The following is a 17,045-nucleotide window of genomic DNA, read 5'->3' as shown; positions in this document are numbered from 1 at the left end:
AGAAAAATCATCATGAAATATATATTAAAATTAGTTATAATTTGTAGCCTGCTATTTTCATGTGGAAATAATCAGAATGAAAATTTAGGTTCAGCAAATTTAGAATCTGATGAAATTAATAGTTTTGTTTCTTTAAAAGGTTTAAGTAAACAAAGGGCTTCAGAAGGAAGTGTAAATAATGGAAGGACAACTGACCAAGGTTTAAGTAAAAAACTTATTAAAAACGGTTATGTAGCTTTTGAAACATATGATTTAGCTAAAACAAAAGAAACTATAAACGATAACGTAAAAACTTATAAAGGGTACATTTCTTCGGACAATGAACATAAATCTGATGATAGAATAAGTAGTACAATTAATGTTAGAATTCCTTCTGAAAGTTTTGATGTTTTTTTATCAGAAATATCAAAAGGTATAGAGCGATTTGATAATAAAAATATCAATATTAGAGATGTAACCGAGCAGTTTTTAGATATTGAGTCTAGATTAAAGAATAAGAAAAAACTTGAAAATAAATACCTAGAAATTCTTCAGAAGGCTAAAACTGTTAGAGAAATTTTAGATGTAGAAAGAGAGCTAGGAAAGTTAAGACAAGATATTGAGTCTACAGAAGGTCGGTTAAAGTATTTATCTAATCAAGTGTCATTTTCTACTTTAAATATTACTTTTTATAAATTAGAAGCAAATCAAACTAGTTTTGGAAGAAAAATAAAAGAAGGTTTTAAAAATGGATTTAATAATTTAAAATCATTTTTTATAGGTGTCATAAATATTTGGCCATTTATAATTATTGGTTTTATGGTGTTTTATTTGTTTAGAAAATGGAGACGCAAAAGAAAAAATAAATAAAGAATGAAAGCTATTAAAATTATTTTAGGAATTATTACAGCCTTAGTTATTATCTTTTTTGCTACAGGATTAATTGTAAAAGAAACTGCATATACATCAGAGGTAGAAATTAATAAACCGATTGATGAGGTTTTTGCCTTTTTTGTTAATCCTGAAACGTTAAAAAAATGGTTGCCAGAAGTTAAATCTTTTGATCCTATTGAAGAAAAAGAAGGGAGAATTGGTAGTACATATAAAATGATTGTTGATAATCAAGGTCAAGATATGGTGATGATTGAAAAAATATTAGCCTATGTAGAAAATGAAAAAATGACCTTTCAATTCGATTCTGATCAAATGCTAAAAGTTGATGATTTTAATTTTACATCAAACGGAAGTGCTACAAAAATGATTCAACATTCTACAGTAAAAAGTAAATCTTACATGATGGCATGTTTGTTTCCCTATTTTAAAGGAATGTTTGAAAAACAAAGTCAAGAATATATGAATAGTTTTAAGAAATTAGCAGAAAATTAATTTTGATTACTGCCAGTTATCATAAATATATTTTAAATTTTAAAAGCCCAAGTGGAACTTCTCGTGGAATTTTAAGAACCAAAGAAACTTGGTTTATCATCTTAAAAAAAGATGGAAAAATAGGTGTTGGAGAAACAGGTTTGTTTCAAGGTTTAAGTATTGATGATGTTCATGATTATGAAGAAAAATTAAAATGGGCTTGTAAAAACATTATTCTTGGTCTAGAAAAATTATTGTTAAAACTCGTTGAGTTTCCAAGTATCCAATTTGGATTAGAACAGGCTTTTTTATCACTAGAAAGTAAAACATCATTTGAATTATTTCCTTCAGAATTTACAAAAGGGAAACAATCAATTTCTATAAACGGTTTGGTCTGGATGGGCAATCAACAGTTTATGAAAAACCAAATCAAAGAAAAGATTGAAAATGGTTTTTCTTGTATTAAAATGAAGATTGGGGCCATTGATTTTAATACAGAAATTGAATTATTAAAATCAATACGAAAAGAATTTACTAAATCAGAAATTGAATTACGTGTTGATGCTAACGGAGCTTTTGAACCAAAAAATGCTTTAGAAAAGTTAAAAATATTATCTGATTTAGAAATTCATTCAATTGAGCAGCCTATCAGGCAAGGTCAGATTGAAGAAATGGCTAATTTGTGTTCCAAAACTTCACTACCTATAGCATTAGATGAAGAGTTGATTGGTGTATTTTCACAAGACAAAAAGCAACAATTAATAGAAATAATAAAACCGCAATACATAATCCTAAAACCAAGTTTAATAGGTGGGTTTTCAGGAAGTAAAAAGTGGATAGAAATAGCTAATAAGCAAAGTGTTGGTTGGTGGGTAACATCAGCTTTAGAAAGTAATGTTGGGTTAAATGCTATTGCTCAATTTACACATACGTTACAAAATAAAATGCCTCAGGGTTTAGGTACTGGAAGTTTATTTACCAATAATTTTGAATCTCCTTTACGAGTAAAAAATGGTACATTGCACTATCATCCAACAGAAAAATGGAATTTTAATTTATAGAATATGAATTATATACAACAAGCATATAAAGGGCAAAATAAGTGGTGGATGTTTTTAATAACAATAATTCTAGTAGGAGGATTGTTTATAGGAAACATCATTTATTTGTTGTTCTTTGCTGAAGATTTTAATGCTATAGAGGAACAGCAAAAATTAATGGAATTAATTCCAAGCAAAAATTTTTGGCTAGCAATGAATTTATTGCCTTTTGCTTTATTGTTAGGGTTGTTGTTTTTATTGGTGAAATTTATGCATGAGAGAAGTGTGAAATCTTTAACAACAGCAAGGAGGAAAATAGATTGGAAAAGGGTAGCATTTTCCTTTTTTCTGATAACAACGGTTACTTTAATTCTTTTTGCTATTAATTATATAATTGCTCCAGAAGAGGTTGTTTTGCAATTTGATGTGGTAAAATTCACAATTTTAGTATTGATAAGTTTGTTGTTGTTTCCCTTGCAAATAGGTTTAGAAGAGTATTTATTTCGAGGATATTTAATGCAGCATATTGGTGTGTTTGTGAAAAATAAATGGTTTCCGCTAATTGTGACTTCAGTTTTATTTGGATTAATGCATGGCGCAAATCCAGAAGTAGAAGAATTAGGACCAATAATTATGGTTTTTTATATTGGAACAGGTTTGATTTTGGGAATTATGACTTTGATGGATGATGGTTTAGAATTGGCGTTAGGTTTTCATTTTGGAAATAATTTGTTAGCCGCAATTTTAGTGACTTCTAAATGGTCTGCTTTACAAACAGATGCAATTTTTATGTCAACAATAGAAAATGGACAGAATGAAATTTTAGAGATAATTGTTCCGATTTTTGTACTGTATCCGTTACTTATTTTTATTTATTCAAAAAAGTATGGTTGGTCTAATTGGAGAGAAAAGCTTTTTGGAAAGATTGAAGAGCCATTGAATTTAAAAGAAAACTATAAAGTGTTAGATGCTGAATATGAATCAGTTTCATAAAGCCTTTAAATTAAATAACAAGTCGTTTTCTACTGTAAAAGAATTGCTCGATTATTCAAGTAGTGTTGATGAATCTACCTATTCTTTTTTATCAGAATGGTTTAATGAAGATGATTTTATTTTAGTGCAAACCTCTGGATCTACAGGAAAACCAAAACCGATTAAAGTCAAAAAAGAGTTTGCAATAAATTCAGCAATTACTACAAGTGATTATTTTGATTTAAAAGAAAATACAAAAGCTTTATTATGTCTTTCTACCGATTATATTGCTGGTAAAATGATGTTGGTTAGAGCCTTAACTTTAGGATGGCAATTGGATATTGTTTCGCCTGGCTTAAATCCTTTAGAAGAAAATAGTACAGGATATGATTTTTCTGCGATGGTACCAATGCAGTTAGAAAATTCATTAGATAAATTGCATTTTATTAGAAAGCTTATAGTTGGAGGAGGAGTAGTTTCTAGAAGTTTAAAAGATAAAATTCAATCGACAGAAACTCAAATTTTCGCAACCTACGGAATGACGGAAACTGTTACTCATATTGCAATCAAAAAGTTAAATCATTTTAATGTTGTTAATTCGAGAGCAATCGAGAAATCTTTTTATCAAACATTACCAAGTATTAGTATTTATAAAGATCATCGAAACTGTTTGGTGATTGAAGCTCCAAAGGTATCTAATGAAATCATTTTTACAAATGATGTTGTACAATTAATTTCTGATACAAAATTTGAGTGGCTTGGTCGTTTTGATAATGTAATTAATTCAGGGGGAATAAAATTACATTCTGAGAAAATAGAGGAGAAGTTGTTAAGTGTTATTAATCAACGTTTTTTTGTAGCTGGAATTGCAGATGAAAAGTTTGGGGAAAAGTTAGTACTATGTATTGAAAAAAATGTCACTTCGAGTTCAATAGAGAAGTCTCAAGTAGAAAATGATATAAAAAGCCTTACTTCACTTTCACAATATGAAATACCAAAAGAAATTTATTTTGTAGAAAGTTTTATAGAAACTGAAACAAAAAAAATCCAACGAAATAAAACGTTGGATTTGGTAGTGTGATTTTTTTAAATTGTTAGGCTTTTATAAATTATCATTAAAAAAAAAATTCAGCATCAAATTAATTCCATTTTATTAAAATGTACTGTATTATGCGTTTTTGATTTTATTTAAATTACTGCTACAATTTGATGATTTTTTTAAATAACATTTCATTTTTTAAATCAATTTTAAGGATATATATACCTTGTTTTAAATGTGATACATTGATTTCAGGTTTATTATTTTTTAATAGAGATTTACCATTGATATCTATTACTTCTAATTTATGGAATTTATAATTGTCTTTTAAAATAATTTTTAATTTTTTCTTAACTGGATTTGGACTTATACTGACTTTTTTTTCTGTAAAACTGTTTGTAGATAAATATGAAGATGAAGATGTTAAACCAGTACTGTAAGTGCTTACAAAACCAGTATTTTCTTTATTAGGAGCACCTACTGCCAAAGTAGTACCATTTTTAGATAATGAAGTGCTCCATCCAAAATTTTTAGCAGTATTATATATCCCATTATCAATTAATTTCCACTCATTGGAAAGAAAATTATAAACTCTTGTAATTTTATTATTTGTACCTATTGCTACAATATTCCCATCACTAGATACAGAAAAAGAGTTGTAGTTCCCGTAATAATCGTAATCATCAACTCCAATAATTACACCTTTTTTTGTAATTATTTTTGATATTGTGTCAAAATTAAATGAAGCAATATATCCTTTATAATTTTTTTGTTTGTAATTTACTGGCATACCAAGAGTTATAACTTTTGCGTTTTCTGATAACCATACTCTACTATAAAAGTCATCTTCGTTTAATTTGTCAATTCTAGTGCTTAAACTCCATCTAGTGTTAATTTGTTTATACTCATAAATAAAAACAGAACCTCTAGATGTTATTGCAATATAATTACCATTTCCAGATAATGAAATACTAAATCCAAAATAGTCTAAATACCCATATTTTAAGTGAGGTAATATACTTGTGATTTCTTGACCAAATAGTTCATATTTTGTACCGTTAGAATTTAATTTAAATACTCTTACATATCCAGATTGTACTGGTGTAATAATATCATTATCAATTTGATACTTTTTATTATACAGTGAACTTATAGCTATTGTTTTTCCGTCGTTAGATATAGCTATACTGTTTCCAGAATTATCTCCAGGTTTTTTTCCTACAATAGAATCTCCAACTTTATCCCAAGTTTTACTTGTATAGTTAAACTTAAAAACCCATACCTTTCCCGACTTTGTATGGCCTGAAGATATGTCTGAAATTAAAAGGAAACTACCATTGTATGATAATTCCATACGATAGCCAAAAGTTTCACTTACACTTGACAAATGCTCCCTACCTTTAATATTTTGCCCATGTTCTTTCCAATTTTCACCGTCTCTTATGTATACTTTAATTATACCTAAGCTTTCATCTGTTTTCGGTGAGCTTATAGCAAGTATTTTTCCATCACCAGAAAGTGCGGTAGTTGCTCCGAATCTACTCCAGTTTTCTGGTTGTTGAATATCGCTAATCTTAGTTTGTGAATAAAAGTTTACAGAATTAAGCAATAAAAAAATTATAATTTTTTTCATTATTAATATTTATATCAAAAATAAAAAAAGTTTTTTAACTAAAAATACCTACTAATAGGTATATTTAAGTGTAAATAATAAATTTTAACTTATGTATTGGAAATTTTATCTGATATTATTATATCTTATTTAGCTTGAGTTATATATAATTACATTTCCAACGAGTGGTATACATTCTGTACGTCATCATCCTCTTCTAGTTTTTCTAAAAGTTTTTCAACATCAGCTTGCTGTTCTTCAGAAAGTTTTGCTGTTGTGGTTGGGATTCTTTCAAATCCAGAAGATAAAATTTCAACATTTTCTTTTTCAAAGAAAGATTGAATTGCTCCAAATTGTTCAAAAGGCGCATAAATAATAACACCTTCATCATCCACAAAAACTTCTTCAACATCAAAATCTATGAGTTCTAGCTCTAATTCTTCCATATCAATAGAAATATCTTCTTTTTTTACCGTAAAGTTACAGGTATGGTCAAACATAAAAACTACAGATCCTGAAGTTCCTAAATTACCATTACATTTTGTAAAAGCAGCTCTAACATTAGCAACAGTTCTGTTATTGTTATCGGTTGCAGTTTCTACCACAATGGCAATTCCATGAGGTGCATAACCTTCAAATAATGTTTCCTTATAGTTGGCAGTATCTTTATCAGAAGCTTTTTTTATGGCGCGTTCTACATTGTCTTTTGGCATGTTTGCTGCCTTGGCATTTTGTATTACGGCACGTAAACGAGAATTTGTTTCTGGACTTGGACCACCTTCTTTTACAGCCATTACAATGTCTTTACCAATTCTGGTAAATGTTTTTGCCATTGCAGACCAACGTTTCATTTTTCTTGCTTTCCTAAATTCGAATGCTCTTCCCATTATTTACTAATTTATTCTTTATTACAGTTGTTCTTATAAAATTCTAAAATTTCAGGTAAATGTTTTAATTTGAATTCTTTTGATTGAATTTTGTTGACTAAAGTAGGACAATCTCCAAAATATTTTGATGCTGTTTTTTTGAAATTTTTATAAAGAAAATTACCTTTTGATCCTATTAAAGTTAATTTATCTTCGGTTTTTTTGTTCAAAAAATAATCTATTCTTTCAATTTTAAAATGATAGGCAAAATTATTATTAAAAGTTAAATGAGAAAAAAGACCATTTTTAAACTCTGAATGACTTTTGAAGTTTTTAGAATTTTCAATAAGTTTTTCAGTGATTTTAAATTGTTCCGTTTTCATATCTCTCATCATTTCATTAGCAGACCTTCTATCAACTTTACTATTTAAATAAAATAACTCTAACTTATTAGATGAGGTAATGTAAACACTCAGTTCGTCAAAATGAACTAATTCAGCAAAATGTAGAAATTTTGATTGATCAGTTTTTTTATAATAAAATTTTCGAGTATGATTTATATCTGAAAAGATAGTTATGCTTCTTACTTTTTTATATTTTACTTTTTTTCGTTTTCTCTGTTTTAAGCTATCTTTAAATCTTATATCAAATGCTGAGCCATTTAATTGAATATATCCTTTTAATGAATCATTATCTTTTAAAACTATTAACCCTTTAATAAAAGGATTATTCCTTAATTCTATTTGAGAATAAAGAGATTGACCTACTAATAAAAGAAGAAATAATAATACTTTTTTCATATACTATAGAACTTTTAAACCTGTAAAACGCCCATATTAAATTTCTTTTCAATCGGCGCATTATTTGCAGCTTCTATTCCCATAGAAATCCATGTTCTGGTATCTAAAGGATTTATAACGGCATCTGTCCAAATTCTTGCTGCAGCATAATAGGGAGAAATCTGATTATCATAACGTGACTTAATTTTGTCAAACAGCTCAGCTTCTTTTTCTGGAGTAATTTCTTCGCCTCGTTTTTTCAAAGATGCGGTTTCAATTTGTAGCAAAACTTTTGCCGCTGAATTTCCGCTCATTACAGCTAATTCAGCGCTTGGCCAAGCAACAATTAAACGAGGATCATATGCTTTACCACACATGGCGTAATTTCCAGCACCATAAGAATTCCCTATTACAATAGTAAATTTAGGTACAACAGAATTACTAACAGCATTTACCATTTTTGCCCCGTCTTTTATAATTCCACCGTGTTCAGATTTCGATCCGACCATAAAACCAGTAACATCTTGTAAAAATACTAAAGGAATTTTTTTCTGATTACAATTAGCAATAAAACGTGTCGCTTTATCAGCAGAATCATTATAGATTACACCACCAAACTGCATTTCTCCTTTTTTGGTTTTTACTAATTTTCGTTGATTGGCAACAATGCCAACTGCCCAGCCATTAATTCTAGCATAACCAGTTAAAATAGTTTTTCCGTAGCCTTGTTTATATTGTTCAAATTCAGAATTATCAACCAATCGATTGATAATTTCTAACATATCGTATTGTGCATTTCTTTCTTTTGGAAGAATTCCGAAAATATCTTCTTCATTTTCTTTTGGAGGAAAAGATTCAGTTTTGCTAAATCCTGCTTTATCAGCATCACCAATTTTATCTACAATAAATTTTATTTTATCTAAAGCGTCTTTATCATCTTTAGCTTTGTAATCTGTAACGCCAGAAATTTCACAATGAGTAGTTGCTCCGCCAAGCGTTTCGTTGTCAATAGATTCTCCTATGGCTGCTTTTACAAGATAACTTCCAGCTAAGAAAATACTAGCCGTTTTGTCTACAATTAATGCTTCATCGCTCATAATAGGTAAATAGGCTCCACCAGCTACACAGCTTCCCATAACAGCGGAAATTTGAGTGATTCCCATGCTGCTCATCACAGCATTATTTCTAAAAATTCTTCCAAAATGTTCTTTGTCGGGAAAAATTTCATCCTGCATGGGTAAATAAACACCAGCAGAATCAACTAGATATATAATGGGTAATTTATTTTCTATGGATATTTCTTGAGCTCGTAAATTCTTTTTTCCAGTGATAGGAAACCAAGCGCCAGCTTTTACTGTTGCATCATTTGCAACCACAATACATTGCTTGTTTTTTATATAGCCGATTTTTACAATAACTCCGCCAGAAGGACATCCGCCGTGTTCTTCATACATTCCTTCTCCTGCAAAAGCTCCTATCTCTATTGACTTTTTATCAGTGTCTAATAAATAATCTACACGTTCACGAGCTGTCATTTTAGCTTTAGCGTGGTGTTTGTCAATTCTTTTTTGACCGCCACCTAGTTTTACTTTTGCAAAACGCTTGCGTAAATCAGCTACTAAAAGTTTATTGTAATCTTCGTTTTTGTTGAAGTTTAAATCCATAAAGATTGTAAGTTTTCAATTGCTAAAATAAGAATTTTTTAGCTGTATGAACTAATAATATTTTCTACAGAAGTGGCAATTTCCCTATAGCGATTTGTTCTTTCTAAGCGTTTTGGTTCTGCAACTCTTTCTTGACAGTTTTTAATTGAGCAAGTTTCGCAAGTTACACCAACTTCTCTCTTATTGAAAGGGTTGTTTTTTAAGAAATTAATTTTCTTTTTTAAGTGTGGAGATAATAACATCCCAATACTAATGCTTCTACTATTTTCTTTTCGAAAAGGGTCTGAGGTAGCGGAAGAAAGTACTAGGTATTCATTCTTTTGGTTTTCATAAGAGGAAATTTGAACTCCAAAAGCAGCTCTAGTTTTATCTGTTTTTTCTAAATCTTCAATAGTTTTAAGAGAAATCCATCTTCTACAATAATGTTCGTTATTTCTGTTAGCGTGCGGTGCTTGTTGTTGTGTAATGTGTAATTCTTTACTTAATCTATATTCTGGAGAGTTTTCTTTGTGTGTAAACCTTAAAAAGAATAGGTTTTTTATATTAAAATACTTAGGTAAAATGTTTGTTAAGCGTTGATAAAAAGTCTCTTGCGAACAATTAAAATGTTTAATTATTTGATGAAGTTTTAAAGGTTGCCATTCTTCTTGTGCAAAAAAGTCAGTTAGTTTTTCGGTAAGTATTTTTCTTGGAATGATTAAAGCACCTGCGAAATAAGAAGCAATAAAATTATTTAAAACTTGATCGAAATTTTCAAATTTAATCCATGGAAACGTGTAGAGTCTATCTTCAATCTTTAAAAAGTTATAGGCAAGTTCTTTTCCGTAAATAAAGGTTTTTTGAGCTTCAGAAATATCTTTATCTATTAGTAAGACTTTCTTTTTTGGGATAAAAATATTCCTAACCGAACCTATATTATTATGTTTAGAAAGTGTGTTTTCGTCTATGGTGTAGTTAAATTCTTCAATTAAAATATCTTCTAAATCTTTGGGGGTAATTTTTTTTGATAAATCTATGTGATAGGATTCAGCAAACTTTTCAACATCCTTTTCAATATCATCAAAGTAATTATTATGCGCTTCTTGATAAGATCTTAGTGAGGCTAAGAAGAAGCTTTCTCTAGTTAGATTATAGTTTTGAGAAATTTTAATAATAGTGCTAATAAACGCATTAACTTTAGCTGGTGCATTTGCTACAATATCAATTAAGTTGTTTTCTTTTATTCCGAATAATTCTAAAGGAATTTCTTTTAATATTTTCGATTGTAAAATTTCCCCAATAGGGGCTAAGTTTTTATCAAGTTTTAAAGAAACCATATGGTCATATGGTACTTCTAGACTTTCGGAAAGTAAAATTATTTTATCAGTTTTTGGATATTTCTTTCCTTTTTCAATCTCGTTTAAATACGATTTAGATAAGCTAGTTAGTTTTGCTAAACCAAATAGTGAAAGGTTTTTTTCAGTCCTTATCTGCTTTAGTTTAAGTCCGAAAATTAATCGAATGTATTCGTCTTCTATCGTCATAAATTCAAAGATACAATAAATTAGCGAATATGTTAAAAATTATATTTTTTAATAATTTAGCGAACGTTCGCTTGTGGAGTTCAAAAAATATTTATATCATTGCAGAGTAGAATTTAAAAATTAAAGAGTATGCAACAAGATGTTTTATTAAAAAAGATTGATTTTAAGGGCTTTAGTGTTGATGATTATCAAGATGTTTTAACAAACAAAGCAAAAGTATTTTTGTTAGCGTTACATGATAAATTCAATGAAAGAAGATTGAAGTTGTTGGAGACTAGAGAAATTGAACAAGCTTTTTTTGATGCTGGTAATTATCCTTCGTTTCCAGAAGAAACAAAAAATATTAGAGAATCTGATTGGGTTTGTGCTCCGTTGCCAGAAGATTTATTAGATAGAAGGGTAGAGATTACAGGGCCAGTAGATAGAAAAATGGTGATTAATGCGTTGAATTCTGGTGCAAAAACTTTTATGGCAGATTTTGAGGATAGTAATTCTCCAAATATTATAAATAATTTGAATGGTCAAATTAATTTGCGAGATGCAAATAATAAAACAATTTCATTTTATAATGAGAAAAAAGATAAAACGTATCAATTAAATAATGAAGTAGCAACTTTATTAGTAAGGCCTAGAGGTTTGCATTTAAATGAAAAGCACCTTACAGTTGATGGTGAAGCGATGTCGGGATCTTTAGTTGATTTTGGTTTGTACTTTTTTCATAACATTAAAACGTTGCAAGAACAAAATTCAGCTACCTATTTCTATTTGCCAAAATTAGAGCATTATTTAGAGGCTCGTTTTTGGAATGATGTTTTTGTTTTTGCACAAGAATATTTAAACATTCCGCAGAATACAGTTAAAGCGACTGTTTTAATAGAGACAATTACTGCTAGTTTTCAATTAGATGAAATTATTTATGAATTAAGAAATCATATGGCAGGATTAAATTGTGGTCGTTGGGATTATATCTTTTCTTATATCAAAAAATTTAGAAATCATAAGGGCTTTATGGTTCCGAATAGAGATCAAGTAACTATGAAATCACCTTTTATGGAGGCGTATTCTTTACGAGTTATTCAACGATGTCATAAAAGAAAAGTACATGCAATGGGAGGGATGGCAGCTCAGATTCCAATTAAAAATGATGAAATGGCTAATGATTTGGCTTTTGCAAAGGTATTAGCAGATAAAGAACAGGAAGTTAAAAATGGGCATGATGGAACTTGGGTTGCGCATCCAGGATTAGTTTCTGTAGCTATGAGTGTTTTTAATGAAAATATGTTGACGCAGAATCAGATTCATGTTGGTAGAAATGATATAAATATTACAGAAGAGGATTTGGTAGAAATGCCAATAGGTACAATTACAGAAGAAGGAATTAGAAAAAATATCAATGTGGGAATTCTATATATAGAAAGTTGGTTGAGAGGTAATGGTGCTGCGGCTTTATATAATTTAATGGAAGATGCTGCAACTGCAGAAATATCTAGAACTCAAGTTTGGCACTGGTTGCATAATGGTGTTCAAATAGAAGATGGTAGAGAGTTTGATTTTGAAATGTATCTTTTATTAAAAAAAGAAGAGTTAAGTAAAATCAAAAAAATGGTTGGAGATGAAAATTATACCAATGGGAAGTTTCAGTTAGCAATTGAATTATTTGATGAATTAGTTTTATCAAAAGAATATAAAGAGTTTTTAACCCTATCAGCATATAATTATATATAAAAAAAGTGTCTCGCAACTACGGCAATAGTATACGAGACGTAATTATCAAAATTTAGAATAACATTAATAATTAAAGCAAAATTATGAAAAATTTAGCACAAACAAATTACAGTTCAGCATTAGAAACAGTTAGAAGTTTAAAAAAGAAATACGGAGCAACTTGGAGTTCTATTAATTCTGAAAATGCAGCAAGAATGGTTGCTCAAAATAGATTTACATCTGGTTTAGATATCGCAAAACATACTGCTAAAATTATGAGGAAAGATATGGCAGAATATGATGCAGATTCTTCAAAATATACACAATCTCTTGGTTGCTGGCACGGTTTTGTTGCGCAACAAAAAATGATTGCTGTAAAAAAACATCATCAAACTACCAATAAAAAATACTTGTATTTATCAGGATGGATGGTTGCAGCATTACGTTCAGAATTTGGTCCATTACCAGATCAATCAATGCATGAAAAAACTGCAGTTCCATCGCTTATCAATGAAATCTATGATTTTTTAAAACAAGCGGATGCAATTGAATTAAATGATTTGTTTAGACGTTTAGAAAATGGAGAAAATGTGCAAGATCAAATAGATAATTATGAGTCTCATATTGTACCAATTATTGCTGATATAGACGCTGGTTTCGGTAACGAAGAAGCTACTTATTTGTTAGCTAAAAAGATGATCGAAGCTGGTGCTTGTGCAATTCAAATTGAAAATCAAGTTTCAGATGCGAAACAATGTGGTCATCAAGATGGAAAAGTAACAGTTCCTCATGAAGATTTTATAGCAAAATTGAATGCTGTGAGATATGCTTTTTTAGAATTAGGAATTGAAGATGGAATTATTGTAGCGAGAACAGATTCGGAAGGAGCGGGTTTAACTCAAAAACTTCCTGTGAGTCAGGAGCCAGGAGATTTAGCTTCTCAATATTTAGCTTTTGTTGATGCTGAAGAAATTAAAATTAAAGATGCAAAAGATGATGATGTATTGTTAAAAAGAGATGGAAAATTATATCGTCCAATAAGATTAGCAAATGGATTGTATAAATTTAAAGATGGTTCTAATATAGATAGAGTGGTGTTAGATTGTATAACAAGTCTGCAAAATGGAGCAGATTTGTTGTGGATAGAAACTCCAACTCCGAATGTAAAGCAGATTGCTCATATGGTGAATAGGGTTAGAGAAGTTGTGCCAAATGCAAAGTTGGTTTATAATAATTCACCATCATTTAATTGGACCTTAAATTTCCGAAATCAAGCATTTGATGAAATGTTAGAGGAAGGTGAAAACATGACGGAGTATGATAGAAATAATTTAATGGATGAAGCATATGACGGTTCTGAATTATGTCACAGGGCAGATGATAAAATTAAAACGTTTCAGGTTGACGGAGCAAGAGAAGCAGGAATTTTTCATCACTTAATTACATTACCAACCTACCATACAACTGCACTTCATATGAATGATTTAACTGAAGGGTATTTTGGAGAGCAAGGTATGTTAGCGTATGTAAAAGGTGTGCAAAGACAAGAGTTAAGAAAAGGAGTGTCTTGTGTAAAACATCAAAGAATGGCGGGTTCAGATTTAGGAGATGATCATAAATCGTTCTTTGCAGGTGATAAAGCGTTAAAAGCTGGGGGAGAAAAAAACACATCAAATCAGTTTGAAATTAAATCAAAGAAAGTTGTAGTTAAAGAAGGGTTAAGCGTAGTTGCTTAACGAATTAAAAGTCATTGTTGTTAGTTAATAAAAGGTTGTTTTAAGAAATTAAGACGGCCTTTTTTTGTTAGAATTTATACAGGACTTAATATTAAGATGAAATAAACACCTGTTTTTTTGAATGTTTTTTAACTTTTTGTAACAAATTCAAGAGTTTGAATACATATAACTGGTAGAAATTTGGTTTTAATTAAAAAAAATAACGAAATTGCTTCTCCAAAAATTGTTCAACTTTAAAAACAAATAAAAAATATGTCTGATGATTTTGATTTATTAGAAACTACATCTAACGAAAAAACTGAGAAAGTAGATGTTAATTGGGGTAAAGCTATAGATACAATGAAATCTAAATTAGCGCAAGAAGATGATCCTCAAACAAGGCAAAAAATATTAAATGCAACATTAGATGATGTTGTAGATATGGCAAAAGAAGATAGAGCTTCTTTATTAGATGCTATTAAAGATTTAACAGACTATCAAGATGAAGTTGGTATAAAATTCGAAGGTTTTTCAGCTTTAAATAAAGAAGAACAAAAAGTTATTGATGATGCTCAAAAAGCATTAGAAAGAGCAAGGATAGAGTTAGAAGATGCGCAAAATAAACCAGATACTTGGTGGAATAATTTATGGGGAAGAAAATCTAGAATTAAAAGAGAAGAAGTAGAATTTGCAGCAGCAGAAAAAGTACGTGCAGGTGCAGATAATAAAGCAAAAGCATTGTTTCAGCAACGTATAGAAAGTGCCGATATTCAAACTTTATTAGGCGAACTTTCTTTTAAATCTCAAGCAGCTGTTACACGTTTGAAAAACAGGGAAATTGAAATTAAAGAAGTAGAAGAAAAACTAAAAGGCGCTATTGTAGAAGCTTCTAAAAATCATACGAAAGCTTTAGAGAAAAAGAAAGAGGTAGAATCTAAATTAGAAGAACAGTATGCGTTGTTAAAACAATCTCGTCAAGAGTTAGAAGAAATTGCTGATAAGCAATCTACTGAATATTCTGAAGCAATTGGTAAAGTAACAACTATAGAACAAAAAGTAGAGGAATTAGAAGGTCTAAAAAATGCGTATACGACTTTGGCAGCAAGTAAAGATAGTTTTGTTCATAAACATAATTTAACCATTAAAGTATTAACTTCTTTACGTTCTAATTTGCAAACGCACAGAGCAAAATTAAAATCTGACACAGAAGAAAGATTAAAGTATTATGATGGTTATATTGTTGCTTTAAAAGCAAGAACAGATCAAGAATTTGCTGCAATTTTAGAACATTTAGGTGTAAAAACAGATGAACATATCGGAGAAACTTTAGCTTCTATGCATTCTGCAAGTGCGAAAGCACGTCAAGATATGATGGACAACATTCCAGTTCACGAAAAAGTAATGAAAGGTGTGTATAGTACGTATGCAGAAGCATTACAAGAAATTAGAGAAAAGGATATTGACATCCAAAAGAATTTTGCTGACCGTTACGGAATCGATATGAAAGAGATTTTCGAAGATTATTACAAAGCAGATCCTAATGCACCAGCAGACGGAGATGCAGAACCTGCAGATAATCCAAAACCAGAAGCAAGTGGAGATGACGATTTGTTGTCTTAAAAAAATAGTAAAGAGTTATACAGTAGTAGTTTGCAGTCAATAATTGACTGTAAACTCTACTTGATATTGAGCTTACTAAGTACTGCCAACTAAAAAATGATTACAACTCCATTAGATTCCGCTATTTTAAATTCTAAAGAACAATATGTTTTTTATCATAAAATGGTAGATTTTATTTTAAAAGAATTATTAGTTCGAGTACAAAATGAAAAGTTGTGCAATCAACAAGAACTCATTTTTTTTAAGCAATATTCAGATTTACTTTTATATTCTATAGAAGCCATGCGTATAAAATATATGTATGATGAAGAGGATAATATGAAAGTAGATTTAACAGAATCTGGATTTCCAAATTATTTAGAGTTTAGGTATTTGTATAACGATTTGGAACTCAGAAATGAGTATTTAGATAAGTTAGTAGATACACAAATTCTTAAAGATGATTTTTTAGATACACTACTTAGAAAGAAACAAAAAGTTAAGAAGAATAAATTGTTTCAAGCAGCGTCAACTGTATATTACAAATCTGTAAATCAGCAATATATATTTAATAGGTTTGTTCAAGGGAAAATTATTGAAACACCCAAATACTCACATACTAACTTTGCTAACTTAATGACAAGTTGGAGTTTCTATGATGTCAGTAATAATAGACCCTATATTCTTTTTATGTATTTCCATTTTGACGGTAAAAGAATTATGGATCATAAAGAAGAATTATATCAGGTTTTAAAAGAAAGTGCTGATAGAGATATGGCTTTAGATACAATGGCGTATAATATTGATAGAAAATTACCAGACATTCATCCAAAGCATATTAAAAGAATTGATTTAGGACCCATACATAATGTTTTTGCAAAAGATGAAAATGTAATTACACATGCAATTTTAGATGGAATAGCAAAAAAAGAAATTCCTTTAGAATCTTACGCTTTATCATTTAAAATCGATGAGGTTTTTTCTGGATCAACATTTAAAGAAGGTGGTTTTTTCTCAAAACAAACCATGCAAAAATGGAGCGAAGTAATTCCTCAGAAATATGTTTTTGCGCCGCATAGAATAATACAATTATTACATAATAAAATACCGGACGTTTTAAACAATTTAGCAAAACCTCCAATTGATATGGCTGATGTAAAAATTACGAATGTTTAAAATTAGTATTTT

General features: G+C 29.5%; 14 protein-coding genes. 9 read left to right on the top strand and 5 right to left on the bottom strand.

Annotated features, from left to right (window positions below; translation table 11 throughout):
- Window positions 1-12 precede the first annotated feature (12 nt).
- The 5 genes from OD91_RS02515 to OD91_RS02495 are packed head-to-tail and all read left to right on the top strand — an operon-like array spanning window position 13 to window position 4,437.
- Window positions 13-849, top strand: a complete 837-nt coding sequence (locus tag OD91_RS02515; RefSeq protein WP_144894828.1) for a DUF4349 domain-containing protein — start codon at window positions 13-15, stop codon at window positions 847-849.
- A 3-nt stretch (window positions 850-852) separates the two neighbouring features.
- Complete coding sequence (locus OD91_RS02510) at window positions 853-1,365, top strand: SRPBCC family protein (protein ID WP_144894827.1); 513 nt, start codon at window positions 853-855, stop codon at window positions 1,363-1,365.
- Between the two features lie 2 nt (window positions 1,366-1,367).
- Entirely contained in the window at window positions 1,368-2,405 is a 1,038-nt protein-coding gene (locus OD91_RS02505) for an o-succinylbenzoate synthase (protein ID WP_144894826.1), read from the top strand.
- Between the two features lie 3 nt (window positions 2,406-2,408).
- Entirely contained in the window at window positions 2,409-3,377 is a 969-nt protein-coding gene (locus OD91_RS02500; protein ID WP_144894825.1) for a CPBP family intramembrane glutamic endopeptidase, read from the top strand.
- The gene (locus tag OD91_RS02495; RefSeq protein ID WP_370511733.1) at window positions 3,361-4,437 is read left to right on the top strand and encodes an AMP-binding protein; all 1,077 of its coding nucleotides are present in this window, start codon (window positions 3,361-3,363) and stop codon (window positions 4,435-4,437) included. The genes OD91_RS02500 and OD91_RS02495 overlap by 17 nt, the downstream gene beginning before the upstream one ends.
- Window positions 4,438-4,555: 118 nt before the next feature.
- Here the strand turns inward: OD91_RS02495 and OD91_RS02490 are convergent, their stop codons facing one another.
- From OD91_RS02490 to OD91_RS02470, 5 genes are all read right to left on the bottom strand, one after another.
- The gene (locus OD91_RS02490; RefSeq protein WP_144894823.1) at window positions 4,556-6,028 is read right to left on the bottom strand and encodes a T9SS type A sorting domain-containing protein; all 1,473 of its coding nucleotides are present in this window, start codon (window positions 6,026-6,028) and stop codon (window positions 4,556-4,558) included.
- Between the two features lie 149 nt (window positions 6,029-6,177).
- A complete protein-coding gene (locus OD91_RS02485; RefSeq protein WP_144894822.1) occupies window positions 6,178-6,894 on the bottom strand; it encodes a YebC/PmpR family DNA-binding transcriptional regulator in 717 nt (238 codons plus the stop codon).
- Between the two features lie 11 nt (window positions 6,895-6,905).
- The gene (locus OD91_RS02480; RefSeq protein WP_144894821.1) at window positions 6,906-7,673 is read right to left on the bottom strand and encodes a hypothetical protein; all 768 of its coding nucleotides are present in this window, start codon (window positions 7,671-7,673) and stop codon (window positions 6,906-6,908) included.
- 14 nt (window positions 7,674-7,687) lie between these two features.
- Window positions 7,688-9,316: an acyl-CoA carboxylase subunit beta gene (locus OD91_RS02475; RefSeq protein ID WP_144894820.1), complete on the bottom strand. Its 1,629-nt coding sequence runs from the start codon at window positions 9,314-9,316 to the stop codon at window positions 7,688-7,690.
- A 38-nt stretch (window positions 9,317-9,354) separates the two neighbouring features.
- On the bottom strand, window positions 9,355-10,839 hold the full coding sequence (locus OD91_RS02470; protein ID WP_144894819.1) for a helix-turn-helix domain-containing protein: 1,485 nt from the start codon (window positions 10,837-10,839) through the stop codon (window positions 9,355-9,357).
- Window positions 10,840-10,968: 129 nt separating this feature from the next.
- On the opposite strand from OD91_RS02470, the gene aceB reads away from it, so the two are divergent.
- The 4 genes from aceB to OD91_RS02450 all read left to right on the top strand — a co-directional run bounded on the left by aceB (window position 10,969) and on the right by OD91_RS02450 (window position 17,033).
- A complete protein-coding gene (gene aceB, locus OD91_RS02465) occupies window positions 10,969-12,564 on the top strand; it encodes a malate synthase A (protein ID WP_144894818.1) in 1,596 nt (531 codons plus the stop codon).
- A gap of 83 nt (window positions 12,565-12,647) precedes the next feature.
- On the top strand, window positions 12,648-14,279 hold the full coding sequence (locus tag OD91_RS02460) for an isocitrate lyase (RefSeq protein ID WP_144894817.1): 1,632 nt from the start codon (window positions 12,648-12,650) through the stop codon (window positions 14,277-14,279).
- Between the two features lie 252 nt (window positions 14,280-14,531).
- Window positions 14,532-15,878 (top strand): microtubule-binding protein, encoded by a 1,347-nt coding sequence (locus tag OD91_RS02455; protein WP_144894816.1) that lies wholly within the window; start codon window positions 14,532-14,534, stop codon window positions 15,876-15,878.
- A 96-nt stretch (window positions 15,879-15,974) separates the two neighbouring features.
- Window positions 15,975-17,033 (top strand): hypothetical protein, encoded by a 1,059-nt coding sequence (locus OD91_RS02450; RefSeq protein WP_144894815.1) that lies wholly within the window; start codon window positions 15,975-15,977, stop codon window positions 17,031-17,033.
- Window positions 17,034-17,045 lie beyond the last annotated feature (12 nt).

This window comes from Lutibacter sp. Hel_I_33_5, assembly GCF_007827455.1.
Lineage (GTDB): Bacteria > Bacteroidota > Bacteroidia > Flavobacteriales > Flavobacteriaceae > Polaribacter.
This window is presented reverse-complemented; position numbering and strand designations above follow the sequence as displayed.